The sequence below is a fragment of the Candidatus Zixiibacteriota bacterium genome, from assembly GCA_035380245.1.
GTDB lineage: Bacteria > Zixibacteria > MSB-5A5 > GN15 > FEB-12 > DAOSXA01.
In genome coordinates, this window is sequence record DAOSXA010000002.1 from 1105553 (window position 1) to 1129567 (window position 24015).

Consider the following 24015-nt stretch of genomic DNA (forward strand, 5'->3'; position numbering starts at 1 on the left):
TCAGTTTTCGTTTTCGTCCTGGTTCAGATAACGAACCAGCACAAGGGCATCTTCAACCGGATAGCGATAATAATTAGGCCGCCGGTACATCAATTCAAAACCGTGCTTTTTATAAAAAGCTATAGCACTGATATTGGAAGTGCGGACCTCGAGCAACAAATACTCGCAGTCCGCTTCCGTTACGTCTCGTAAAATATGGTCGAAGAGCCTTTTAGCAACCGATTTTCTACGATATGACTCCGCGACCGCTATGTTGGCCAAATGGCTCTCGATATCGACTTTGAGCCAACAGGCATATCCTACAAGCTCTGTTCCGTGAAGTGAAACGATTGTGTTCCAATTACTTTCACTCAGGACCTCCTGAAACGACTGCCTCGACCAGGGGTCCTTAAAGATTATACTTTCAAGGGCGACCACATCATCCAGATCAGCTTCCTGCATGGGGCGGATAACTATCTGCAGATCACCCGTTATGTTGTCGACGGTCAAAACGAATCTCCGCCTGAGATTTTTGAATATAGAGCGGTTCCAAAGTTTCCAGATCATCTCCGCCGGATTTCAGCAGACGCGCCACTCCGATATGAAGTAAATCAGCGGCATCGAAAGCAACCACCTGCAACGGGCTGTTTTCATACGCAGCGACACGCGAGGGGTCCAGCCCGACTACCGCGGTTGGTTCGTTCCGGATTAGCGCCGGGATTTTCTCGACAGCTATTGTTCCGACACGGCCGGGATTGAAACAGCCTGAAAGCGGTTTGGTTATGAAAAATTCATCTCGCTTGAAAGGAATCAGCAGATTCAGCGAGTCGTCAAGTCGCGCCAGTTTAGCCTCGGCCACATCCAGCAAACTCACTCCCGCCACCGGAAGATTTTGAGCTACGGCCATACCTTTGGCTACAGCGATTCCAATGCGAAGTCCCGTGAACGATCCCGGCCCCGTTGCCACCACCAGGGCCTGCAAATCGGACGGTTGGAGATTGGCCGATTCCAACAAGTTTTGGATCTTGCGAATCAACATCTGACCGTGCGATTGTCCGGCATCTTCCTCTGATTTTACCAGCCGGTCGCCGCCGAACTGCAAGGCCAGGCGTAACAAATGCGAGGAAGTATCAATAGCCAGCACGTTAGCGAGACTAAAATCGATCATGGTTCCACCGCCTTGATCGTAATACGCCGCTCACTTTCGCTGATTATCTCGAGTTCAACGAGGTAATAGGATTCCGGCAAACACTCCGCCGCTCGCATACCCCATTCCACGGCAATCAATCCTTCCCGTTGGAGATAATCATCCCAGCCAATCTCGATCAACTCCGAGGTATCCTGCATTCGATACAAATCAAAATGATAAAGCGGTCGTCGGCCCGGATATTCATTGACCAGGGTGTACGAAGGTGAATTGACTTTGTCAACATCCAGATCCAGCGCCAGCGCCAGACCGCGCACGAAAACCGTTTTGCCGGTTCCCAACGACCCTTCCAGCACGATAACATCACCGGGACGAAAAGCCGGAACCAGTTTACGGGCTAGGCCGAGAGTCTCTTCTTCAGAGTGTGAAACAACTTCGAGGATGCTGCTCAAGGGATCACTTTGGAGTCAGGACAGCCAGCGGCACAATCATCTCTTCCAGCGATATTCCCCCGTGCTGGAAGGAGTTCTGGAACTGCCGGACCATCTCGTTATAATTGTTCGGATAGACGAAATAATAATCTTCCTTGGCAATTATATAGGTCGTTGCCAGGGTGATCATAGGTAAACGCCATTTACGCGGGTCCTTGACAAGGATTGACTCTTTTGGATCCGACTTGAGGTTATCACCGTACTTATAGCGCAGATTGGTTGAAGTCGACCTCTTGCCGTGGGCCATAGTACCGCGACGACACAACACCGAACCGTGGTCCGAAGTCACCACCACCGTGAAATCCCGTGCGGCAAAAGCCTTCAGAATCGCAAACAACGGCGAGTGTACGAACCAACTCCGCATGAGCGACCGGAACGCAGCATCGGTCCCGGCGATCTCCTTCAGAATCACGTTGGTCGAACGCTTGTGCGCTAAAATATCCAGAAAATTGAATACAAACGTAACGAGTGAACTGTCATAGAAATCGGCCACCCTTTTTTGGAGCGCTTCGCCTTCGGTGTTGTTGTATATCTTGATATAGCGCAGCTTGTTGTCCAGACGTACTCCGTTGCGGGCGAGATTATCGGCCAGAAACTGCTCTTCGTTGCGGTTGAGCGAACCCTCTTCCTGGGCATTATAGTTATCCGGATAGATTTCATGAATGCGGTCTGGAAACATGCCGGCAAAGAGCGCATTGCGAGCGAACGGAGTTGCGGTGGGAAGAATCGAATAATAATAATCACGCTTGATGTTGAAATAGTTCGCCAATAACGGCTCGATCATCATCCATTGATCGAGACGCATACAGTCCACAACGATAAAAAGGACTTTCTGCTGACGTTTCAACAACGGTACGATGTTATTTCCGGTGATGTCCGGAGACATCATGGGACGTTCGTCCCGATTCAGCCAGTTGAGATAGTTGTTCTCAATATATTTGGTGAATTCGATATTCCATTCGCCGCGTGTTCCCTCAAGCGTTTCAGCCAGACCACTGCCCGGATTTTCATCCAGCTCCAGGTTCCAGTTGGCCAGAATACGGGCTCCCTCATACCAGTCCTCGGGTACCATGCGACCGTAGAGTTTCTCGCCGAATCTTCTGATTTCCTGGATATACCGTTTCATCGAAGACCCCGTTATGATCTTCCGCGATTGCAGGAGCCTTTTAACCAACAACAAAATCTGCGAGGGATTGACCGGCTTGACCAGATAATCGTCGATCTTCTGACCGATCGCATCCTCCATCAGTGTCTCTTCTTCGGACTTGGTCACCATTACCACCGGCAGGTGCGGCAGTTTCTCTTTGATCTCTTCCAGCGTTTCCAGGCCATCTTTACCCGGCATCATTTCGTCGAGCAGGACCAGATCATACTGCTGCTTGTCAACCATCTCAAGCGCGTCGTCGCCGGATACTGCGGTGTCTACGGCGAACCCTTTTTTCTTCAAAAACAGCAGATGCGCTTTCAAAGAATCAATTTCATCATCAACCCAGAGAATCTTTATGCCGTCACCCTGTTCACTCATTGATTATCCTTTACGTTCGTTCTGGAGATTGCATCCTCCTGCAGTTCGCTTCCGTGAAGTGGTAGATTGATGTCAAAAATCGTCTCACCGGGGTGAGATTTACGTAATTCTACCCGGCCGCCGTGGTATTCTTCAACTATTCGCTTCACCAGTGTCAACCCAAGACCCCAACCCCTCTTCTTGGTCGTGAATCCGGCGCGGAATATCTTGCGAGCCGCGGCGGGTGAGATACCTTTGCCATTATCCGTTATACTGATAAGAACCTGTTCCCGACTCGGTATTAACTCGGTTTTGATTTCCACCCGACCCGTTTTCGAATCGACTGACTGCAGAGCATTCTTGACCAGGTTCTCAAAAGCCCACCCCAGCAGTTCGGGATTGAATGAAACCTGTCCCAGCGGCTTCGGTTCAAAAATTATCTGTTTGCCCTTTCCCTCAAAAGGCAGTCGTCGACGGTAATACTCTACCGTATCGGTCAACAGCTCGTTAAGATCGTGCGGTTCGGTTTCAGGTCTCGATCCGATCATACCGAAACGATTGGCGATCTTCTGGAGGCGGCGGATATCGGTCTTCATGTTGACGGCCGTCTCATTAATAATAGGCAGTTGTTCAGAGGGACCGCCGACACCGCACTCGCTTTCGAGTACCTCCAGCCAGCCCATCAGCGATGTAATGGGCGTCCCCAACTGGTGCGCCGTCTCCTTTGCCATACCGACCCAGATGTGGCGTTCTTCGCTTTTGCGGATATTCTGAAATCCGATCAATCCAACGATCAAAAACGCCACGACTATCCCGATTTCCACGAACGGCATGCGTTGAAGTTGCACAACCACCTCGGAATCACCATAACAGAAAGTGTTGACCAGGCGATTGTCGAAATAAAGCGGGAATGCTCCGTTGCGCTCTAACATTTCTCGGGAGACTTCCTTTAATTGGGCCAGCGTTGTCTCAGTAGTATCGGTGTCGTCAACCGACCTGATATTGCGCCAGTGGACAGGATTCCCCTCGGCATCGAGTACGATAATCGGGAAGTTGGCTTTGACGATTATCTCATCGAACACGAACGGCAGTTCCGCTCCGGTATCGGGTGAGGTGGCCGCCATTTGCCAGAGCCGGACATACTTCTCGACCTGGGCGCGAGTGTCTTCTTTGATCTTGTCGATCAGATCAAAAGTGTACCAGATAAAGACAGCCGAAATCACCACAATCCCGACCAGCAGAAACGCTTTGAATATGGTCGACTTGCCAATATAAAGCCGGTCTATCCGGCGTCCGATTTTGGATCGATCAGACATCAGCCTATCTTGTCGAGGCCGCCCATGTAAGAGCGCAGTACCTCAGGCACCGTTATGGTGCCGTCGGCATTCTGGTAGTTCTCCAGGATCGCCGGCACCAGACGAGCCAGAGCCAGACCGGAGCCGTTGAGCGTATGCGGAAAATCGAGTTTTTTATCGGCGTCACGGAACCGGGTGTTCATGCGACGAGCCTGGAAAGACTCGAAATTCGAGATCGAAGAAATCTCCAGGTACCCTTCTATCCCCGCCGCCCAAAGTTCCAGATCGTAGGTCTTGGCGCTGGCAAACGACAGATCGCCGGTAGCTAGATTGACCACTCGATACGGTATTTTCAACATCTGGAGAATCTTCTCCGCCTGATTGACGAGACTTTCCAGTTCCTCGTAGGAGTTCTCCGGTCGCACCAGTTTTACCAACTCAACCTTTTCGAACTGGTGGACACGAATCATCCCGCGAGTGTCCTTGCCCGCAGCCCCGGACTCACGTCGAAAACAGGGCGTGAACGCCATCATCTTCAGCGGCAACATCTCGTGCGGGATTATCTCCCCTCGGTACAAGTTCGTAACCGGGACCTCAGCCGTGGGGATGAGATACATCTCATCCTTCTCGACGTAGTACATATCATCGGCCATCTTGGGCAACTGGCCGGTTCCGTACATGGTTTCAGCCGTAACCAGCGCCGGTGGAGCTACTTCGAGAAAGCCATCGGCGGTATGTGTGTCCAGCATGAAATTAATCAGCGAACGCAGAAGACGCGCCCCGAGTCCTTTCAGGAGATAAAACCCGGATCCGGATATCCGCACGGCTGCCTCCAGATCGAGGATTCCCAGTTTCTGGCCGATTTCCCAGTGCGGCAAAACCTTGAAATTTCGCTGTGGTTTCTCGCCCCATTCCCGCACGACTACGTTGTTCGACTCGTTTTTCCCGTCAGGAACCGATTCATGCGGCAGGTTCGGAAGCCAGCTCAGACGCTTGTTCATATCCGCTTCCGCTTCACGAAGACGATCATCCAGTCCGGATATCTCCTCACCTACCCGGCGCATGGCGGCGATAGCCTCATCGGCGCTTTCTCCCGCCTTCTTCATCTTAGCTATCTCCTGAGAGGCGGCATTGCGTTCGGCCTTAAGAGCTTCCACCCGGTGGATTATCTCACGTCGTTTGGTATCTATCTCAAGAATTTTATCGATATCCGAGGTATCATATTTTCGCGCCAGGCCGTCTTTGACAACCTGCGGGTTTTCGCGGATAAACTTAAGATCAAGCATCGCTGCAATCCTGTAAGACGTTTTAGATTTTAATCCTCTATTTTGCGTTAACTTCGCCTCTGGCGCAACCAAAAAGGACATGATAGGCTATCGTCCAACCTGTCCGGGATTATAACCTTTATTCGGCATTGTTCTCTTTGTTCGCGGTCGCGATATATGACAGGAAACGTGAAATCAACAACCCAACAGGTCCGATCGCCGATCTGAGACAGGACAATTCGACTTGAATAACTGTTAAATCCTGTTTAAAATAAGGTAACAGGGGAACTGAGAAGGACTTGGCATTAACCGTAAAAACCGGCTTACCGCTCAGAATCTGCTTGCCTTTTCCGAAATAATCCCTATACTGTTTGACTCTTGGTTAAAGGAGTGAGATAGACAAATGGCTAAAGTATGCGAAATATGCGGCAAGAAGCCGGTTTATGGAAACAACGTTTCCCACGCTCATAACGTCACCAGCCGTCGCTGGATGCCGAATTTACAGCGTGTTAAGGCGCTCGTGAACGGACAGGTCAAACGGATTACCGTATGCACCTCCTGTCTTCGCGCCGGCAAAGTGACCAAGGCTACTTCGATTCGCAAGCACAACACTCAGGCAACCGCGAACAACGCCTGATCCGCCTGATTCCGCCAGGCTAAAGATGAGAATGGACCGCCTGTATATATAGGCGGTCTATTTTTGTGATATAAAAGAAGACCGCCGGATTGGGCAAGAATCCGGCGGTCGATCCAATGGCTATCCAATAGCCAGGGGAGGGAGGTTTCTAAACAACCTGGGACCTATGAACCCAGTACTTTTAGCATCGTCTCCTGAGCCTCAAAACTGTGACTGAGCAATGATATTGAGGCCTGTAATCTGATCTGGTCACCCAACATGGATGAGTACTCAGCGACAAAATCGGTATCTCTCAACTGTGATTCGGCGGCTGTGAGATTTTGCACCTGGATCTGCAAAGTCCTCCGGTGCGATTCCAGTTCGTTAGCCTGAGTTGCCCCCAAATCAACCTGCAAAGCATCTATTTCGGCCAGAGCCTCATCGATAAGAGTGATAGATTCCACCGCGGCTTCCGAGCTGGTAAGATCAATCCCTTCCAGCGTGCTGATCTCACCGACTGATCCTTCGGAGCCGTCGAACAAACGTGAACCGTTGTATTCAGCGTTTTCAGCTACCCTATTTATTTCCTCCACGAGATGCTCGGCGGCGGCATTATAGGCCTCCTGCATCTCAGCCGAATTTACCCCTTCGTTGGCAGCCCCGACAGCCAGCTCGCGCATTTCCGCAAGTTTCTGCCTGATTCCCAGCGCGAATGATTCAGCCGTCTCGTAGTAATGAATCAAGGCGTTGGTGTTTTCCAGTTCCTGGTTAAGGGACGCAATTTGGCTGCGCAGCTGCTCGGATATAACGAGCCCGGCCGGATCGTCAGCAGCGCTGTTGATCCGCAGACCGCTGCTCAAGCGAGCCATCGAATTGCCCAACACCTCATACAGTTGACCGATAGATGTCACCATCTGCATTCTGTTGGTGTTGTTATTAATGCTCCAGCCCATAAAAACCCTCCGTGCGGCGCCCCCGCTTTATGGAGTGATTCATTAGAACCTTTCAACATCCTTAATAGCACGTCTTATGCCCGCCCGCGAGTCGACCATAATCCATTGCCTGACACAACATTAAGGCGACGACAAAAAGAGCCTCCGATAAGACTTGTGGGATTTATCCCATACTATGTCGTTCCCCCCCTCTTAAGGAGAAATTGTCGATAAATAATCCTGAAAATGGAATGATGCCGCCGGAATAGGGTAGATTGCCGACGGCATCACAGTGGAGGAACCAAATATTGCCCGGGAAGTGGAAATTGGGTAGAGACCGCTTCCCGGGAGTATGGCTTCGAGTCAGAATCCTGAGGATTCTTCCTCATGTTGTTGTTTATCTGTCTTTGAGCCTCCTCAGATAGGCCGGAATAGTCGGATCGTCTTCGGAGAACAGCGGGACACGGTTGGTTTCGGGCCTGACATTGCGATAACCATGGCCGTTTCCATTACCGTTACCATTGCCGTTTCCCCCCTCGCTGTGTCTCATGAAGTCAACCATCTCCTGCGGCTCGGCGGCAACCGGTTGCAGTTCTTGCTGAACCGGGGGTTCCGGATCCGGTTGAGAGATTGGGGTTACCGGTTTGGAGGACATGAAGGCTACTGATTTCCGTGTTTCAACCAACGGCCGTTCTTCAACCCGCAGCGGTTCATCGTTGAACAATGAGATTGTTTTCCCCGGACGAGTCTGGGCCAGTTGTTCGGCGGTCTTCTGACACAGTTCTTCGCGTCGGCCGATACCGGTCGCAATCACCGTTACCCGGATTTCATCCTGCATGGTAGGATCGATCACGGCTCCGAAGATGATGTTGGCATCGTTGCCGGCTTCTTCATAGATGAAGGAAGTTGCCGTATTGACATCGAATAACGTCATATCCTCACCACCGGTGACGTTGATGAGCACACCGCCGGCGCCGCTGATCGAAACATCTTCCAACAGCGGAGATGAAATCGCCTGACGCGCCGCTTCCGTTGCCTTATCGTCGCCGTTCGCATACCCGGTCCCCATGAGGGCGTCGCCCATTTCGAGCATGACCGTGCGTACATCGGCAAAGTCACAGTTGATCAGGCCGGGAATCGTGATCAGATCGGAAATACCCTTGGTGGCTTGATGAAGGATATCATCGGCGACTCGGAACGCCTGGGTCAGCGTAGTCCGCTTATCGACTATCTGCAACAGCCTTTCATTCGGAATCGTGATTAGCGTATCGACGTTGGCTCGCAGCTCCTGAAGACCCTGTTCGGCGCGCGTGATCCGCTTGTTACCCTCGAAGCGGAACGGCCGGGTGACAATCGCCACTGTCAAGGCTCCGGAGGCTTTGGCGATTTCCGCCAGGACCGGCGCCGCGCCGGTGCCGGTGCCGCCGCCCATTCCGGCGGTAATGAACACCATGTTGGGATTGCCGAGGGCTTCGGCCACCTGCTGACGACTTTCTTCGATCGCCCGCCGACCAACGTCCGGATCCGCGCCCGCGCCCAGTCCCCCGGTCACATCGGTCCCGATTTGAACTTTTTTGTCCGCCAGGCTCTGATCGAGAACCTGGGCATCGGTGTTGATCGCAATGAATTCGACACCCTTGAGGCCGGACTCGATCATCCGATTGATGGCGTTGCCGCCACCGCCTCCGACACCGACGACTTTGATATTGGCATAACCAATGAAGTCATCGGCGAAGTTAAACATGTGCTTTGAGTCGCTCACTTCTGTTCCTCCATGAACATCGTTATTCAAAACTGCCGTTGTATCCAATTTTCGAATTTCTTCAGAAATCCTCTCATTCCGCCGCCGGACTTGCCCGCTACCGCTTCGTGATCGAATCCATAACGAAGCAGTCCGTGGACAGTCACGAAACGCGTCCCGTCCAACTCGTCGATCGTCCCCTCGAATCCCTGTATCTGCCCCCATCGTACCGGCGCATCCAGAATCTGTTCGGCCAGCTCGACCGCTCCGGGTAACTGGGCGCCGCCGCCGGTCAGAACCAATCCGCCGGCCAGGGCTTCGGTGGCGCCGACCTTCTTAATTTCCTTGTAAACGAGGGAATAAATTTCTTCCATACGCGGCTCGATAATCGATGCCAGCACGTGCTGAGATATCTCACGTTCGGGACGACCGGCCATTCCCGGCACCCGCAGCATTTCCTCCGGATTGACTAAGGTTGCCATCGCGGCGCCATGCGACAGCTTGAGCGCTTCAGCCTGCTCAATCGAAGTCCTCAGTCCGATAGCGATATCGTTGCTGACATTCTTGCCGCCGAGCGGCACTACCGCCGTATGCTGAATAGCCCCATCGAAAAAGATCGAGATATTCGTCAGATCACCGCCGACATCCACCAGCACCGCCCCGGTGTCTTTTTCATCGTCGCTGAGCAACACCAGCGACATGGCCAGCGATTCGAGAACGATATGATCAACCCCCAAATTACACCGCTCCAGCGCGCGATACAGATTGCGGGCGGTCGTTACCGAGGCCGTTACGATATGGGCCTGCACTTCGAGCCTGACGCCGGACATCCCCACCGGATCCTTTATGCCGCTTTGGTCGTCGACTGCGAAAGCCTGGGGAATGACATGAATTATCTCGCGATCCACCGGAATCGCCACCGCCCGGGCCGCTTCAATAGCGCGGTTCACGTCGGCCTGTGCGATTTCCTGGTCGCTGCGACCGACCGCCACGACACCGTGGCTGTTGATCGAGCGAATGTGCTCACCGGCGATACCTACCGTAACACGATCGATCTCCGTGCCGGAAGTCATCTGGGCATCCTCCACCGCCTTGGTGATCGAGGAAACCGTCTTCTCCATATTGACCACTACTCCCCGACGAAGTCCTTCCGCCGGTGACTGTCCGTGACCGATAACGTAGAGTCTTCCTTCCGCGTCCATTTCCCCAACCAACGCCACGATCTTGGTGGTGCCGATATCCAGCGCAGCGACAATCTTTTCCTGGGCCATGATTATTTCCCCTCCACGCAAACGATCATGTTGTCGAAACGAACGTCGAGATACTTCGCCTTATCCAGTCCCGGCGAATAGCGCGTGATGAAATCGACGAAACGATCTATCCCTTCAACGAACCGTGCCGGCATTAACCGCACCCGGTAGTCGAGTCCTTCGATTGTCAACTCGATATGTCCTTCCGGATGCATATATACTTCGCCGATCAGGCGATAGAGGTCCTTATGTTTATGGCGAATCACCTGGAGGGCATTGACCACTACCGGAACTCGTCCATCCTCACCCGAGGTGAATGTTTTCCAGGCCTTAAGACCGGTGATTATCGGGCATTCCCAACCGGCCGGACTGTTCTTGAGCGGCAACAGGCGACCGTTCTCGGCCAGACCACACAGCTTGCCGGAAGCTTTATCAAGCAACACGCAGACCGGATTGAAATCGTTGGTTTCTATCTTCAGAGTGCGAAGACCGCTGAAGTTCATATCGACCTTATAGACCTCGGGGCGACGCAGCAGTTGCCCGGCCAGGCTGTCCAGGGGTTGCCGTAGAATGGAACGAGCCGAAAGCGGGCTGAGTGTTTCCTGCCACTGCTCGACCGGCTGGTTATCGAGCACCACCGTCTGTAACCGACAAGCGGAGGTAAAATGAGCTGCACTGACCAGAGCCAGGCCGAACACGATCATGACAACCATCATCAGCGTTTTTTTCTTCGACAGCCGAGCCATTATTTTTTCAGCGCCTCCAGAATCTCAGATCGAGCCAGCGTAATCGAACCGGCTCCCATCGTTATCACCAGATCCCCCGGTTGTGCTATTTTCGCCACGGCTTCGGCGGCATTCTGCCTCGGACCGATACCGATAAAATCACCACCCAGTTTCTTCCCCTCCTGAACGATCAACTCCGATGTCACGCCCTCCATCGGTTTTTCCCGGGCGGGATAGATATCCGCCAACAGCACCTTGTCGGCCAGCGATAAGGATTGAGCGAATTCCCGATAGAAATCACGAGTACGGCTGAACAGATGCGGTTGATAAACCACGATAATGCGACGGCCATAAACCTCGCGTGCCATCTGCAACGTGGCTTTGATCTCGGTGGGATGGTGCGCGTAATCATCGGCGACGATAATATCGTTCGTTTCTCCGACCAGTTCGAATCTGCGGCCGACACCGTTGAATTCACGGAGGCCGTCGGCAATGGTCTCGAACGGAACTTCCAACTCGAAACAAGTCGCCACCGCCGCCAGGGCGTTGGCGATATTGTGTCGTCCCGGCACTCGCAGGATTATCTCACCGAGCAAATCTCCCCGCCGATACACCGAAAACACCGTCCGGCCGGCCTGCAGATCGCAATTCAGCGCTCGATAGTCAGCCTCGGGGCCGAAGCCGAACGTTACGTACGGACGGGCGATACGATGTTTGAGCGTCATCAGGTTTTCATCATCGGCATTGATTACCACCGAACCGTAGAACGGCGCCCGATTCATGTAGGCCAGAAACGATTCCTTCAGATGATCGAAATTGTCGTAACAATCCAGATGATCCGGCTCGATATTGGTTACGACCGCTACCGTCGGGAACATCGCCAAAAAGGACCGGTCGTACTCGTCCGCCTCGGCGACAAGATAATCGCCGCTTCCCAGAGCGGCGCCGGTTCCGAGCCCTGCGACCACACCGCCGACGATGATGGTCGGCTGGTAGTCGCCGCGACGAAGCACGGCAGCTATCATCGAAGTCGTGGTGGTTTTGCCGTGCGTCCCGGCCACGCCGATCGAATACTTAAGGCGCATCAGTTCGCCCAGCATTTCGGCTCGTTTGATCACCGGGATACCGCGACGGCGAGCCTCGACCACCTCCGGATTGTCTTCTCCCACCGCCGAAGATATGACCACAACATCGGTATCGGCCACATTGGCCGCGCGATGTTCGTTCACCAGCGTGATGCCGAGGTTACTCAGGTATGCAGTAATGCTGCTGGGACTCAAGTCGGAACCGGATATCTGATAACCGAGATTGTACAGAATCTCGGCAATGCCCGACATACCGGCGCCGCCTATTCCGACGAAGTGCAGTTTTTTAATTTTGCCAAACATTATCTTCTTGCAGGCAAACCCGACCACAGGGGCCTTGGCCCGAGACAAAGTCGTCAAGCTAACTTCCTGCCTTTCTCTCGTTAATGATGCGCACGATATCCTCGGCAATCACATCGACCGCCGGTTTTCTGTCCTTGTTATAAGCCTGCAGCGCTTCCCGCATCGCCTCATAGCGCCGCGACTGAATCAACGTCGTCGCCTCGGTCAACAGGTTCACCTCGTCCAGTCGCGCTTCATCGATCACCTCCGCCATGCCGTGATCAGACAATTCAACCGCATTCTTGCGCTGGTGATCACCGGCAGCATGCGGATACGGGATCAACAGCGCCGGTATATTGCAGGTCATCAATTCGGCCAGTGTCAACGCTCCCGCTCTTGCGATTGCCAGGTCGGCGGCAGCGTAAACAGTCGGCATATTCTCGGCAAACGGGAAAAGAGCGCGACGGGAGACCTTGTCGCCCGCGGTCGCGGCCACTTCCTTGTAGTCTCCTTTCCCGGTTTGCCACAAAATCTGAAATTTCTTATCGAGGGCTTTTTCGTTGAGATCGCGTAATACGGCGCGATTGACGGCGCGTGCCCCCTGGCTGCCGCCGAGAATCAAAATGGTCTTCTTCTCCGGATCCAGATCAAACGCCTTGATCGCATCCTTACGCTGGCCCGTTCCGATGCTGGTCCGCACGGGATTCCCGGTCACCCTGATGCGGGCTTCCTCGGGCAGATGGGTCGTAGCGCCCGCGAAACCGAGATAAATACAGCGCGCCTTGTCGGCCGCTCGACGGGTTACTACTCCCGGGAACGAGTTTTGCTCCTGGAGCACGGTTGGAATACCGCGCGCCGCGGCCCGGTTCAGAACCGGCCAGGCCACATAACCACCGGTCCCGACCACGATATCCGGCTTGAGTTGCTTCAACAACCCCGTGGCCTTGATCAACGCACCGGTCACCACGAACGGCAACAGCAAGTTTTTCAACGACATCGAACGCACGATCCCGCGCATGTTCACCAAATGCAGCGGGTATCCCAGCGTGTCGCGCAGGCGATATTCGAGCCCTCGTTTCGTACCGACGAAATGAATATCCGCTCCCCCTTCATCGGCCAGAAGGTCACGTACCCGATCGGCAATAGCGATAGCCGGATACAGATGCCCCCCGGTGCCGCCGCCCGCAAAAAGGAGCCGTGCCGTCCGTTCGAGCGTCATGGTGTCACTCTCCGCGACAGATTCAGCAGCACGCCTATCGCCGCACTTGACACCAGCAGCGATGAGCCTCCGTATGAAATGAACGGCAACGGCAGACCGGTCACCGGCAACAGCGATGTCACTACTCCGATATTGATCGCGATATTGATGAACAGTGAAAGAGTCATACCCGACGCCAGCAGGAAACCGAATTTGTCCGGTTGTCCCCAGGCTATTTTGAGACCGCGACGCAGTATGTAAAACATGAGACCGAGGAGGATGCACAAGCCGAACAATCCCACTTCCTCGCCTATCGCCGCAAAAATGAAATCTGTATGCGGGTACGGTAAAAAGAACAACTTCTGACGTCCCTCGCCGAGGCCGGTCCCCAGGATGCCTCCCGCACCGAGCGTTAAGGCCGCTTGTTTGGCCTGGTACGAACCGAGCAACGGATCGGCTATCGACGCCATGTAATCGAGGATGCGCTGCTTTTTATAGCCGATCACGAACACAACCAGCGTTGCCATGCCGGCCAGCGGCACGAACGCCGTCGTGAGATGCTTCATGCGTGCTCCGGCCAGATAGAACATACCGATCGCCGTCAGCGTGATTACCACCGTTGAGCCGAGATCCGGCTCGATCAAAATCAACGCCAGACCGATACCGATAATCGGCGCGTAAGGCATGAGAAGTTGCCGCAGTTGCGCAATGTCCCGCTTCGGCGAAGCCAGTGAAAACGCCAGGAAAAAGATCAGGGCAAAACGGAACATCTCCGAGGGCTGTAAAGTGAACGGACCCAGGAACAGCCAGCGATGGGCATCGTTGCGAGCCGGCATCAGAAACACCAGGCAAAGCAACACGATCGACACCCCCAGCGCAGGCAATGAGTAAAGCGCGGCGCGTTGCAGATCTATTTTGTTAATCACCCATATCGCCGCCAGCGAAATCATGAACCAGACAAACTGATTGCGGAAAAACAGCAGATGCGATCCGAACCGACTCTCGGCCATGATCGAGGACGTGGAGTAAATCATAATTACTCCCGCCAGCACCGTCGCCAGATAGGCGATCAGGAGACGTTCGTCTATTCTGCCTTTAACCTGCGGTTGCTTCATTCTTCTTGCCGTTTCTGAGCCCGGCTACAGCTTGTTTGAACACCTTGCCCCGATGTTCGTAACTGTTGAACATGTCAAAACTGGCGCATGCCGGCGACAGCAACACAGTCTCGCCCGGCGAGGCCATATCGAACGCCATCCGCACTGCCGCTTCGAGTGATTCCGCGAACTGCGTCGGGAAAACCTTCCCGAGCGTGTCGAACATTTTTTGCCGGGATTCACCGATAAGGATCACTCCTTTGATCTTTCCCCGGCCGTGCTCGATCAAAGGCTCATAGCTTCCCCCCTTGTCGCGGCCGCCGGCTATCAGATAGAGCGGGGTATCGACCGAGCGGAGGGCATAGCAAACCGAATCGACATTGGTTGCCTTGGAGTCGTTCACAAAATCGATCCCGGCCACCCGGTCGACTTTTTCGAGACGGTGTTCCACTCCGGCAAATTTCCGCAACACCTCGTTCAGCACGTTGGGCTTTACACCCATCAATGAGGTCGCCAGCGCGGCAGCGGCGGAATTCTGAAGATTATGAGGCCCCGGAATACCGATATCCTGACGATGGATGATTCGTCGCGGCGAACCGTCAATGTCGACAAAAAGCCAGTCATCCTGAACGTAAGCCGCAACGGTCGGATCGTCTTTGGTCGTGAAAAACCGCTTGACGGCACGCGTGGACACATTGTCCGCAACCGAGTCGGAATCCTCCAGATTGAGGATGAGCGCATCTTTCGCGGTCTGATTTTCGGTAATGCGATATTTAAGTTTTTTATAGGCTTCGTAAGTGCCGTGACGATCGAGATGATCCGGCGACAGGTTCAGTAACAGCGCCACATCGGGACGGAACTGATCGATCCGTTCCAGTTGGAACGTAGAGATCTCCACCACCGCCACCCCGTTGTCCCCCAGCTTGTCGGCATAGTCGGCAAACGGCTGACCGATATTCCCGCAGGCCACCGCATCCATTCCGGCCGCCTTGAGAATTTCGCCGATCAACGTCGTGGTCGTGGTTTTACCGTTGGAACCGGTTATCGCCACGATACGCCCGTTGAACACCCAGGAGGCAAACTCGATCTCGGAGAAGATCGGCAAACCGGCCGAGGTGATCTGCTGCACGATTGGAGCCGTCGGCGGAACACCCGGCGAGATAATGATGTAATCACACGCCAGCAATCGCTCCGTATGACCGCCGGTTTCGAAAGCTATTTTGTGCGCCGCCAGTTGATTGATCTGATCGGTCAGGGAGTCGGCCGAGCGAGATTCGGACACGAACACATCTCCCCCGAGACGCGATCCCAACAGAGCGGCTGCGATACCCGACCGGCCCATTCCGATGATGCCGATCTTGCGACCCGTTATTTTCTCTCGAACGGTCATCTTACCTTCAGCGTCGCCAGGGTCAGCAGCGCGAACAACGCGCCGAGAATCCAATAGCGTGTTACGATTTTCGACTCATGCCAGCCGCACAACTCGAAATGATGATGCAGCGGCGCCATCTTGAACACTCGCTTCCCTCCTCGATAGCGGTACGACAGAACCTGGATAATAACCGACAGGGTCGTGATTACGAACATCCCGCCCACGATAAAGAGGAGCAGTTCTTTTTTCAGAATTATTGCGATAGCTCCCAGCGCTCCGCCGAGCGACAGGGAACCGGTATCTCCCATGAACACTTCCGCCGGGTAGGCGTTGAACCAGAGGAAACCGATAGCCGCACCGACCGCCGCTCCACAGAACACCGCCAGTTCACCGGTCCCCGGCAGGTAGTCGATCTGCAGATAACCGGAGAAGTCGATACGGCCGGTGACATAAGCGATCCCGGCAAACGTGAAGAAACTGAGTCCGGCGAGACCGATCGCGAGGCCGTCGAGACCATCGGTCAGATTCACGGCGTTCGAAGACCCGGTAATCACCAGCACGATAAATGGCACATAGAGGAATCCCAGCACCAACTCGTAATTTTTGAAAAACGGAATCCCGGTCGTGCCGTCGTACTGTCCATCCGGGGTGAGATAAACCAACCCGAGGGCGAAAATCAGACCGAACAGGATTTGCCCGATCATCTTGGCCCGCGCCACCATTCCCTTGGGATGCCGCTTGACTACTTTGAGATAGTCGTCCATATATCCGATCAGACCCATACCGGCCGTGACCAGCAGCACCATCAGGATGTAGATATTACTCAGGTCGGCCCAGAGGAGTGTGGGGATGATTATTCCGGCCAGAATGATCAAACCGCCCATGGTCGGAGTACCGGCCTTTTGCTTATGACGGTCCGGCGTCTCCTCACGGATAATCTCAGCCATTTGATAGCGACGCAGCAGACGAATGAAATAAGGCCCTAAAATCAGACAAATGAAAATCGCGGTGACGGTCGCTCCCGCCGTCCGGAAAGTGATATAACGAAAAACGTTCATCCCCGAGATGTATTGCGTCAAAGGGTATAACAGGTGCAACAACATCAGACACGCTCTCCGTTAAAAGGTTTCAAAACCGCTTCCAGACCGATCCCGCGAGAAGCTTTGAGATAGACCCGGTCTCCCTCGTGAAGCAGCTCGGGGAGATGCTCGGCAGCCGTCTGCGACGATTCGAAATACAAGCTGCGCTTCTCGGACAAACCGGCATCGACGGCTGCTTTATACATCGCTCTGGCGGCGTTACCGACGAACACGACCAGATCGAAATTTTTACCGGCGATAAGACGGCCGATCTCTTCGTGATACTTCCGGCTATCCCGGCCCAACTCCAGCATGTCCCCCACCACCGCCACACGACGCGTCGCCGGCAGACCGGCGGCAAACGCTTCTATTCCGGCTTTCATCGAAGCGGGATTGGCGTTGTAGCAATCGACCACGAAAGTTATCCCGGCCCGGACCATCGTCTCGCCTCGCATCGGCGCCGTCGACAGAACAAGCGCTGCCGTATCGATTCTCTCGAAACTCAAACCGAGCGATTTGAACACCGCAAAAGCGGCCAGAAGATTGTAGATCTGGAACCGACCCGGCATCGGCAAGTTGAACCGATACCCGTCGATTATCACCGAGCTGCCCCCATGCTCGTTGCTCTCGATCGCTTCCGGGCGCACCGAAGCCTCCGGATTGTCAATTCCGAACGTTATCGGATTGTCGCGAAGTTTCAGTGTCTCACTTAAAAGAAGTCTGTCGTCGGCATTGACCACGGCGACACTGCCGCCTGCCGAACGACGCACCAGTTCGAGCTTGGCCCGAGCCACGTTTTCCACCGTACCCAGCGCCTCCAGGTGCGAAGCCCCAACGTTGGTAACCACGGTAACGTCGGGCCGTACGATTTCAGCCAGACGCGGCATTTCGATACTGGTCGAAATCCCTAACTCCATCACCGCGATTTTCGTGTCGTGCGGAATCGCGAACATCGACAGTGGAAGACCGTACAGGTTGTTCAGATTGCCGGGCGAGCGGAAACATTCCGCCACGGCCGCGTGCACCAGATGATAGGTCAACTCCTTCGTCGTGGTTTTGCCGTTGGAACCGGTTATGGCCACGAACTTAGCCGACAGCATATTCCGATAAGCTGTCGCCAGGGCCAGCATCGCCTCATGGCTGTTCTCGACCGCTATCACCGGCACATCACCCGCGATATGCGGCGTCCGAGGATAAGAGTATTCGACGATGACACCGGCCGCTCCGGCATTCAGCGCCTGGTCGATAAAGTCATGCCCGTCGTTGCGTTCACCGCGGATCGCCACGAACAACGATCCCGGCTGTACCTGTCGACTGTCATGGACCACGCCGATGAATTCACGCGCCGCCTGAGCCGTATTGTACAAGGTGCCGCCGGTCACAGCAGCCAGTTTGTCAAAACGCAACTTGATCAACTCTCCTCATCCGCCTCAGAAATCGTATAACCCAGCGATGCCAGCGTTTTCAGCGCCTCCTTGCGGTCGCTGTGCGGGTGCCTGACGCCGTCCACTTCCTGATAATCCTCGGCTCCCTTACCGGCCAGAAGGACAACATCTCCCTCCTGAGCCCTGGCTATCAAGGCCGCGATCGCATCCTTGCGATCGAGAATAATCTCGTAGCTCTTCCCCTTGAGCCCGGGCCTTATATCTTCGATTATCTTTTCGATATTTTCACTGCGAGGATTGTCGGCCGTCACAACCACATAGTCCGCAGCCGTCGTTGCCGCTTCACCCATCAGGGCTCGCTTGCCGCTATCCCGGTCGCCGCCGCATCCGAACAACAGCAACAGGCGCTTCCCGGTCATTTCGCGAGCCGTTTCACACAACCGAATCAACGCATCCGGAGTATGGGCAAAATCGACATAGACACCGAAAGGCTGTCCGCCCACAACCGGCTCCAGCCGTCCCGGCACCGGTCCGGCTGTTTCAAGTCCCTTGACCACATTGTCCAGATCGATTCCGCAAGCCAGTCCGGCCGCTGCCGCCGCCATGGCATTGATCAGATTGAAACGACCGGGCAGCGGGAAACGCACCGTTTGCGTTCCCATCGGCGTAACTAGGTCGAACAACGTCCCTTGCGGTGATATTTCATAACTGGCACAGTACACATCCGCGGCGCGGTCTTCGAGCGAATAACTGATATGAGCGGTCTTCAGATCGGCGAAGAGCGCTCTGAACTCCGGGACATCCAGATTGATCACGGCATAGCTGTTGTCGCCGGTCAAGCGATCCAGAAGGAGTTTTTTAGCCGCCAGATATTCTTCCATGGTCTTGTGGAAGTCGAGATGATCGCGGGTCAGATTGGTATAAACCGCCACCCGAAAATCGATATTGTCCACACGATGCAACACCAGCGCATGCGAGGACACTTCCACCACCGCGTTTACGCACTGGTTCTGGTGCATGAGAAACAGCAACCGTTGAGCATCGAGCGACTCCGGCGTCGTGCGCTGGGCGGTGAACGTCTGCTCACCGGTATCGTACAGCACCGATGAAAGCAACCCGACTCGCTTGCCTCGTGTCTGGAGAATGTTCCGAACGAGATAACAAGTGGTCGTTTTGCCGTTGGTTCCGGTCACACCGCAAACCTTCATCTTGTGACCGGGATATTTATAAAAACGAGCCGCAACATCCGCCAGAGCCCGGCGAGCATCCGGAACCTGCACGTGATTCGCGACATGATCGCACTTGGTTTTCTCGCCCAGTACCGCCACCGCACCGCGAGCTACGGCATCTGGCACGAAATCATAACCGTCGCGTTTGAAGCCGCTTACGGCCACGAAAAGGCTCCGGGGTTTGACCATCCGCGAGTCGTACTCAATATGCTCGACCGGGGTTTCCGCATCGCCCGTAATCACAGCCCCCTCAAGGCCTTCTGTCAGCTCTCGCAATGTCACGATCAATTCCTTCATGACCGACACTGAAGTTTACAAATATCATTCTCAGACACCCGGCAGCCCGGCTTCATCGACTGCCGCACCACTTTACCCTGCCCTTCCACTAAGGCGGACACTCCCAGAAAATCGAGATAAGCGAGCGCCTGACGGATCGTCAGCCCGGTCAAATCGATCATTCCCGGAGCCGTAGAATCGGCCGACCTGACCGCCACCATTACCAGATCGCCGTTAAACACCAGCCGATCGGCCGGGGGGTATTGCCAGACGACATAGCCGGAATCGGCGTTGGCGCAGAGTTTCATCCCCCGCTCTTCCGCCTCCGCTCGTGCGGTCGCCATCGTATGGCCGACTAAATCAGGCACTTCACTCGTGGTACTGCTATCATCTTCTGCTTCGGCCAGGGTGCGTTCCGGCGCCGAGAACAAGTCCGGATAGAGAACACCGTAACGTTCGGCAATACGACGAAACGCCGGTCCCGAAGTCCAGCCGCCGTAATGCACCGGATGCGGCTCTTCGAGCACCACGATCCCCGCTATCAACGGATTGTCGGCCGGGAAATACCCGGCGAACGAGGCCATGAAACGGTTCTTGAAATAAGTATGGTTTTCCAGATCCGGGATTTCAGCCGTGCCGGTTTTTCCGGCGATTGCAACGGCCGACGAATTGACCGGTTCGGCCGTCCCCCTCTCTACGACTCCGCGAAGAATGGAGTGTAGCGTATCGGCCGATGACCGTTCCATGGCCCGTGCGATCACCTCCCGCTCGGTGCGGTCGATGATATATCCTTCGTCGTCTACCCGCCCCAGCACCATGTTGGGACGCAGCAGTTCTCCCCCGTTGGCAATAGCGGCAAAACCAGTGGCCATTTGCAGCGAATTGACCGCTACGCCGTGGCCCATCGCCAGGGCGGCGATAGTATAATCCGACCAGCGGTTCGGATGCGGTAGCTGGCCCGAAGTCTCCCCCGGAAGCCCCACCCGTTGTTTTTGTCCGATGCCGAACCGGCGCGCCGTTTCGAACAATTCCTCCCCGCCCATTTGAATAGCACACTTGGCGGTGCCGATATTCGAGGACAGCTCGATAATCGAGCGGAAATTCAGCCACTCGTGCTTCTTATCGTCACGCAGACTCCGGCGTCCCATTCGCCAGAGACCATTCTCGCAGTAAACCGAGTCGGTGTAGGAAATCGTGCCGTTGTCGATCAGTCCCGCTGCCGTAAAGGCCTTGAAAATCGAGCCCGGCTCGAACTGGTCGGAGATCGCACGCAACTTGGTCGGATGATCGGGGTCCGCCTCATTCGGATCGAAATGGGCGATCGCCAGAATATCGCCGCTGTAGCAATCCATAAAGACCGCCTGGCCCGACTTGGCGTTGTACTTTTCGACGGCGTTGTGAAGTTCTTCCTCAACGATCTCCTGAAGTCTCCAGTCGACTGTCAGCACCAGCGAATGACCCGGTTGCGGCGGAACGAGCGCCGATTCATTGACTCGATAAGTCCGGCTGAGACCATCGCGATAGACATCCGCGACGCCGGTCTGACCCGCCAGAATCGAATCGTACGCCAGCTCTATCCCGGCCCGACCGGCGTTGTCGATATCGGTGAAACCGAGAATCTGGCGACCTACCCGGCCAAAACGATAGCTTCGCTGCGACTCCTTGCGCAGATACAAACCGGGCGGCGCGGAGGCCTCGATTTGATCGGCCACGGTGTCATCGAGCCGCCGCCGTACCCAGCGAAATTTGCGCGGTGTGAGTGAGAATTTATGAACGGCACTGCCCCGCTCCAGCCCGAATTGACGTTCGAGATATGCCGCTATCTCCTGCACCTGCCCCGGGGAAGTCGGATAAGCATACAGGGAACGCAGAACGATATTGTCGGCCACGATCGTGCCGTTGCGATCATAAATCACCCCCCGCGCAGCCGGAATGGAGACTTTACCCTGCGACTGGTTGCACACGATCTCGGAGTATTCGGCTCCCTTTATCACCTGCAGATGAATGAGCCGGGCCACGGCTGTCGTAAAAAACAAACAGACCAGCATCAACAACACCCCGAGCCGCATTCTTTGTTGCCGGGTTAGATTCATCGCCGCTCCCCGTTTCGGAGCAAAGAGTCAACCGCGATTTGGCGAAGACTCCCGGCCGTAGCCTGGCTTTCGGTCAAACTAGGCATGTGATCGGCAATGCGCTCGAGGGCTCGTTTCATCAGCGCCAGTTCGTCGGGCGGTATCCGGTCCTCCTCGTTTGAAGCCAGGGTGTAAAGATTCTCGGCCTTGACCGGTTTCATGCCGAGAGTATCCTCCGCATAACTCATAATGCGGCCCGCCGATAACAACGATGCAATCTGGGCCTCGTATTTTATCGCATCGTCCACCAGTCCGGCGTTCTCGGCCCGAAGTTGAGCCGTCTCCTTGACCAGCGACATCACCTTTACCCGCTGCCAGATATGTACCGAACCGGCCAGAAGCAGACAGGTCACTACGAGCACAATAGGATAATACCGGTGCGAGCGGAGACGATACAGCACCTGGGTGCGGATTTCTACCGTTTCCTTGAACTTGCGTACCGGTTGTTTCATTACATCAGCTTCTCGGCCACCCGCAACTTAGCCGATCGGGAGCGGGGATTGGATGCCATCTCATCTTTTCCGGGGATGATTGCCCGACGAGTCAGGCGGCGCATCGTGGGGCGAGCGCCACAGACACAAACCGGCAGTCCGGGGGGACATTGACAGGGATTTTCCTGCTCTTGGAAAAATTGCTTTACGATACGGTCTTCAAGAGAATGGTAGGAGATAACAGCGAGCCGACCACCCGGCTTCAGAAGCTCCCGCATATCGGGCAGAGCTTTCGTGAGCGATTCCAGCTCCAGATTGACGGCAATGCGCAAAGCCTGAAAAACTCGAGCCAGTGATTTGTTCAAATGTGCCGAGGGGACGACGGAAGCAACGATGTCTGACAGGTCGGCGGTGGTGCGGATCATCCTATTTTGTCTTTCCCTGACTATCCGGCCGGCGATCCTGTTCGCCTGCCTTTCTTCTCCATAATTGCGGATTATTTCCGCCAGCTTCTTCTCCGGAAGGCTGTTTATCAAATCGGCTGCGCTTCGGGTCTCCGGCGCCTGAGTAAATCTCATATCCAGAGGTCCCTCTAACCGAAACGCGAAACCCCGCTCGGGACTGTCGAGCTGCTCGCTGGATAAACCCAGGTCAAGCAGGATTCCATCGAATACCCGATCCGGGAGACCGTCGGCCAGTTGTGCTATCTCGGCATAACTGCCGTGGATAATCTGGAAGCGCTGCGGGCATTCCGATAAGTTGCTTCGGCTCCTCGCGACCGCCTCGCGGTCAAGATCAATGCCGTATAAACGCGCTTTCTTTCCGGCTACGGCCGAGATCGCTTTGAGATACCCGCCCGAGCCGACGGTCCCGTCGATATAAGCACCCTCTGTATCCGTTACCAGCCAGTGAACCACCTCATCAACCATTACCGGTTGATGCGGGCCGCTATTGCTGCTCGCGGTCATGGGCTGAAAACAGCCTTTCAGCTACCTCTTCGTAGCTGCCGGCGAACTGCTCCAGGTAGTACTCGTATCGCTCAGCATTCCAAATTTCTATCGAACGATTCACCCCGATCACCAGCAGATCCTTCTTCAACTTCACCTCCGCGATAAGCGGGGCGGGAATCAGGATACGGCCGGATTTGTCCGGGGCAACGATACTGGCCGACGAATAAAAACGCCGACTGAAGTACCGATAATCTTTTTGAGTAAAGTTCAACGCCGAAAGACGCTTCTGAATCTCGCTCCATTCCTCCTGCGGATAAAGACTCAGGCAACCTTCCAGGCCTCTGGTGAGTATGAGATCACCGCTTAACAGCAGCTTTCCCGATGGGGATTTGACTCCGCGTAACCGTGCCGGCAAGACAAAGCGACCTTTGTCATCCATTGTCGTTTGATATTGGCCGACGAAACCAGTCACGGGTTTCCTCCACTTTCTGCCACTCTACCCTATTTCTTGCCCAAATAAGCATATTTCTCCCACCACAAGTCAAGCCTTTTCTCCC

At 54.7% G+C, this 24015-nt stretch carries 21 protein-coding genes and 1 pseudogene; 1 reads left to right on the top strand and 21 read right to left on the bottom strand.

The window, feature by feature from the left end; all coding sequences use genetic code 11:
• The 6 genes from rimI to serS are packed head-to-tail and all read right to left on the bottom strand — an operon-like array spanning window position 1 to window position 5702.
• A complete protein-coding gene (rimI, locus tag PLF13_09635; GenBank protein ID HOP07539.1) occupies window positions 1-489 on the bottom strand; it encodes a ribosomal protein S18-alanine N-acetyltransferase in 489 nt (162 codons plus the stop codon).
• Complete coding sequence (gene tsaB, locus PLF13_09640; protein HOP07540.1) at window positions 464-1147, bottom strand: tRNA (adenosine(37)-N6)-threonylcarbamoyltransferase complex dimerization subunit type 1 TsaB; 684 nt, start codon at window positions 1145-1147, stop codon at window positions 464-466. The genes rimI and tsaB overlap by 26 nt, the downstream gene beginning before the upstream one ends.
• Window positions 1144-1578, bottom strand: coding sequence for a tRNA (adenosine(37)-N6)-threonylcarbamoyltransferase complex ATPase subunit type 1 TsaE (gene tsaE / locus PLF13_09645; protein HOP07541.1), 435 nt, complete (start codon window positions 1576-1578; stop codon window positions 1144-1146). Before tsaE ends, tsaB begins: the two co-directional genes overlap by 4 nt.
• Before the next feature lie 4 nt (window positions 1579-1582).
• Window positions 1583-3142, bottom strand: coding sequence for a response regulator (locus PLF13_09650; protein HOP07542.1), 1560 nt, complete (start codon window positions 3140-3142; stop codon window positions 1583-1585).
• Window positions 3139-4437, bottom strand: coding sequence for a HAMP domain-containing sensor histidine kinase (locus tag PLF13_09655; protein HOP07543.1), 1299 nt, complete (start codon window positions 4435-4437; stop codon window positions 3139-3141). Before PLF13_09655 ends, PLF13_09650 begins: the two co-directional genes overlap by 4 nt.
• Window positions 4437-5702, bottom strand: coding sequence for a serine--tRNA ligase (serS, locus tag PLF13_09660; protein HOP07544.1), 1266 nt, complete (start codon window positions 5700-5702; stop codon window positions 4437-4439). Before serS ends, PLF13_09655 begins: the two co-directional genes overlap by 1 nt.
• A gap of 382 nt (window positions 5703-6084) precedes the next feature.
• Here serS and rpmB point away from each other — a divergent pair, with 382 nt between their 5' ends.
• Window positions 6085-6318 carry a 50S ribosomal protein L28 gene (gene rpmB, locus PLF13_09665; protein ID HOP07545.1) on the top strand — a complete coding sequence of 78 codons (234 nt, stop codon included), beginning with the start codon at window positions 6085-6087 and terminating at the stop codon, window positions 6316-6318.
• 164 nt (window positions 6319-6482) lie between these two features.
• Here rpmB and PLF13_09670 read toward each other — a convergent pair whose 3' ends face one another.
• The 15 genes and pseudogenes from PLF13_09670 to mraZ all read right to left on the bottom strand — a co-directional run bounded on the left by PLF13_09670 (window position 6483) and on the right by mraZ (window position 23930).
• On the bottom strand, window positions 6483-7250 hold the full coding sequence (locus PLF13_09670; GenBank protein ID HOP07546.1) for a flagellin: 768 nt from the start codon (window positions 7248-7250) through the stop codon (window positions 6483-6485).
• Between the two features lie 727 nt (window positions 7251-7977).
• Window positions 7978-8973: pseudogene (gene ftsZ / locus PLF13_09675) on the bottom strand (cell division protein FtsZ).
• Between the two features lie 44 nt (window positions 8974-9017).
• On the bottom strand, window positions 9018-10241 hold the full coding sequence (ftsA, locus tag PLF13_09680) for a cell division protein FtsA (GenBank protein ID HOP07547.1): 1224 nt from the start codon (window positions 10239-10241) through the stop codon (window positions 9018-9020).
• Window positions 10242-10243: 2 nt separating this feature from the next.
• Window positions 10244-10966, bottom strand: a complete 723-nt coding sequence (locus PLF13_09685) for a hypothetical protein (GenBank protein HOP07548.1) — start codon at window positions 10964-10966, stop codon at window positions 10244-10246.
• A complete protein-coding gene (murC, locus tag PLF13_09690) occupies window positions 10966-12333 on the bottom strand; it encodes a UDP-N-acetylmuramate--L-alanine ligase (protein HOP07549.1) in 1368 nt (455 codons plus the stop codon). Before murC ends, PLF13_09685 begins: the two co-directional genes overlap by 1 nt.
• 58 nt (window positions 12334-12391) lie before the next feature.
• Window positions 12392-13531 carry an undecaprenyldiphospho-muramoylpentapeptide beta-N-acetylglucosaminyltransferase gene (gene murG, locus PLF13_09695; protein ID HOP07550.1) on the bottom strand — a complete coding sequence of 380 codons (1140 nt, stop codon included), beginning with the start codon at window positions 13529-13531 and terminating at the stop codon, window positions 12392-12394.
• On the bottom strand, window positions 13528-14625 hold the full coding sequence (locus PLF13_09700) for a putative peptidoglycan glycosyltransferase FtsW (protein HOP07551.1): 1098 nt from the start codon (window positions 14623-14625) through the stop codon (window positions 13528-13530). Before PLF13_09700 ends, murG begins: the two co-directional genes overlap by 4 nt.
• A complete protein-coding gene (murD, locus tag PLF13_09705; GenBank protein HOP07552.1) occupies window positions 14606-15994 on the bottom strand; it encodes a UDP-N-acetylmuramoyl-L-alanine--D-glutamate ligase in 1389 nt (462 codons plus the stop codon). Before murD ends, PLF13_09700 begins: the two co-directional genes overlap by 20 nt.
• Window positions 15991-17079, bottom strand: a complete 1089-nt coding sequence (gene mraY, locus PLF13_09710) for a phospho-N-acetylmuramoyl-pentapeptide-transferase (protein HOP07553.1) — start codon at window positions 17077-17079, stop codon at window positions 15991-15993. Before mraY ends, murD begins: the two co-directional genes overlap by 4 nt.
• Window positions 17079-18461: a UDP-N-acetylmuramoyl-tripeptide--D-alanyl-D-alanine ligase gene (gene murF / locus PLF13_09715; GenBank protein ID HOP07554.1), complete on the bottom strand. Its 1383-nt coding sequence runs from the start codon at window positions 18459-18461 to the stop codon at window positions 17079-17081. The genes mraY and murF overlap by 1 nt, the downstream gene beginning before the upstream one ends.
• A 5-nt stretch (window positions 18462-18466) precedes the next feature.
• On the bottom strand, window positions 18467-19966 hold the full coding sequence (locus PLF13_09720) for a UDP-N-acetylmuramoyl-L-alanyl-D-glutamate--2,6-diaminopimelate ligase (protein HOP07555.1): 1500 nt from the start codon (window positions 19964-19966) through the stop codon (window positions 18467-18469).
• Window positions 19963-22038: a penicillin-binding transpeptidase domain-containing protein gene (locus tag PLF13_09725; protein HOP07556.1), complete on the bottom strand. Its 2076-nt coding sequence runs from the start codon at window positions 22036-22038 to the stop codon at window positions 19963-19965. Before PLF13_09725 ends, PLF13_09720 begins: the two co-directional genes overlap by 4 nt.
• A complete protein-coding gene (locus PLF13_09730) occupies window positions 22035-22529 on the bottom strand; it encodes a hypothetical protein (GenBank protein ID HOP07557.1) in 495 nt (164 codons plus the stop codon). Before PLF13_09730 ends, PLF13_09725 begins: the two co-directional genes overlap by 4 nt.
• Entirely contained in the window at window positions 22529-23476 is a 948-nt protein-coding gene (gene rsmH, locus PLF13_09735; GenBank protein ID HOP07558.1) for a 16S rRNA (cytosine(1402)-N(4))-methyltransferase RsmH, read from the bottom strand. The genes PLF13_09730 and rsmH overlap by 1 nt, the downstream gene beginning before the upstream one ends.
• Entirely contained in the window at window positions 23457-23930 is a 474-nt protein-coding gene (gene mraZ / locus PLF13_09740; GenBank protein HOP07559.1) for a division/cell wall cluster transcriptional repressor MraZ, read from the bottom strand. Before mraZ ends, rsmH begins: the two co-directional genes overlap by 20 nt.
• Between the last annotated feature and the right edge of the window lie 85 nt (window positions 23931-24015).

Excerpts from the sequence above, each read along its gene's own strand:
- PLF13_09725 (HOP07556.1), bottom strand. The coding sequence starts at position 22,038 with ATGAATCTAACCCGGCAACAAAGAATGCGGCTCGGGGTGTTGTTGATG.
- murD (HOP07552.1), bottom strand. The coding sequence starts at position 15,994 with ATGACCGTTCGAGAGAAAATAACGGGTCGCAAGATCGGCATCATCGGA.
- serS (HOP07544.1), bottom strand. The coding sequence starts at position 5,702 with ATGCTTGATCTTAAGTTTATCCGCGAAAACCCGCAGGTTGTCAAAGAC.
- ftsA (HOP07547.1), bottom strand. The coding sequence starts at position 10,241 with ATGGCCCAGGAAAAGATTGTCGCTGCGCTGGATATCGGCACCACCAAG.
- PLF13_09700 (HOP07551.1), bottom strand. The coding sequence starts at position 14,625 with ATGAAGCAACCGCAGGTTAAAGGCAGAATAGACGAACGTCTCCTGATC.
- mraY (HOP07553.1), bottom strand. The coding sequence starts at position 17,079 with ATGTTGTTGCACCTGTTATACCCTTTGACGCAATACATCTCGGGGATG.
- PLF13_09670 (HOP07546.1), bottom strand. The coding sequence starts at position 7,250 with ATGGGCTGGAGCATTAATAACAACACCAACAGAATGCAGATGGTGACA.
- murC (HOP07549.1), bottom strand. The coding sequence starts at position 12,333 with ATGTTTGGCAAAATTAAAAAACTGCACTTCGTCGGAATAGGCGGCGCC.
- PLF13_09730 (HOP07557.1), bottom strand. The coding sequence starts at position 22,529 with ATGAAACAACCGGTACGCAAGTTCAAGGAAACGGTAGAAATCCGCACC.
- rsmH (HOP07558.1), bottom strand. The coding sequence starts at position 23,476 with ATGACCGCGAGCAGCAATAGCGGCCCGCATCAACCGGTAATGGTTGAT.
- murG (HOP07550.1), bottom strand. The coding sequence starts at position 13,531 with ATGACGCTCGAACGGACGGCACGGCTCCTTTTTGCGGGCGGCGGCACC.
- PLF13_09720 (HOP07555.1), bottom strand. The coding sequence starts at position 19,966 with ATGAAGGAATTGATCGTGACATTGCGAGAGCTGACAGAAGGCCTTGAG.
- rpmB (HOP07545.1), top strand. The coding sequence starts at position 6,085 with ATGGCTAAAGTATGCGAAATATGCGGCAAGAAGCCGGTTTATGGAAAC.
- PLF13_09655 (HOP07543.1), bottom strand. The coding sequence starts at position 4,437 with ATGTCTGATCGATCCAAAATCGGACGCCGGATAGACCGGCTTTATATT.
- tsaB (HOP07540.1), bottom strand. The coding sequence starts at position 1,147 with ATGATCGATTTTAGTCTCGCTAACGTGCTGGCTATTGATACTTCCTCG.
- PLF13_09685 (HOP07548.1), bottom strand. The coding sequence starts at position 10,966 with ATGGCTCGGCTGTCGAAGAAAAAAACGCTGATGATGGTTGTCATGATC.
- PLF13_09650 (HOP07542.1), bottom strand. The coding sequence starts at position 3,142 with ATGAGTGAACAGGGTGACGGCATAAAGATTCTCTGGGTTGATGATGAA.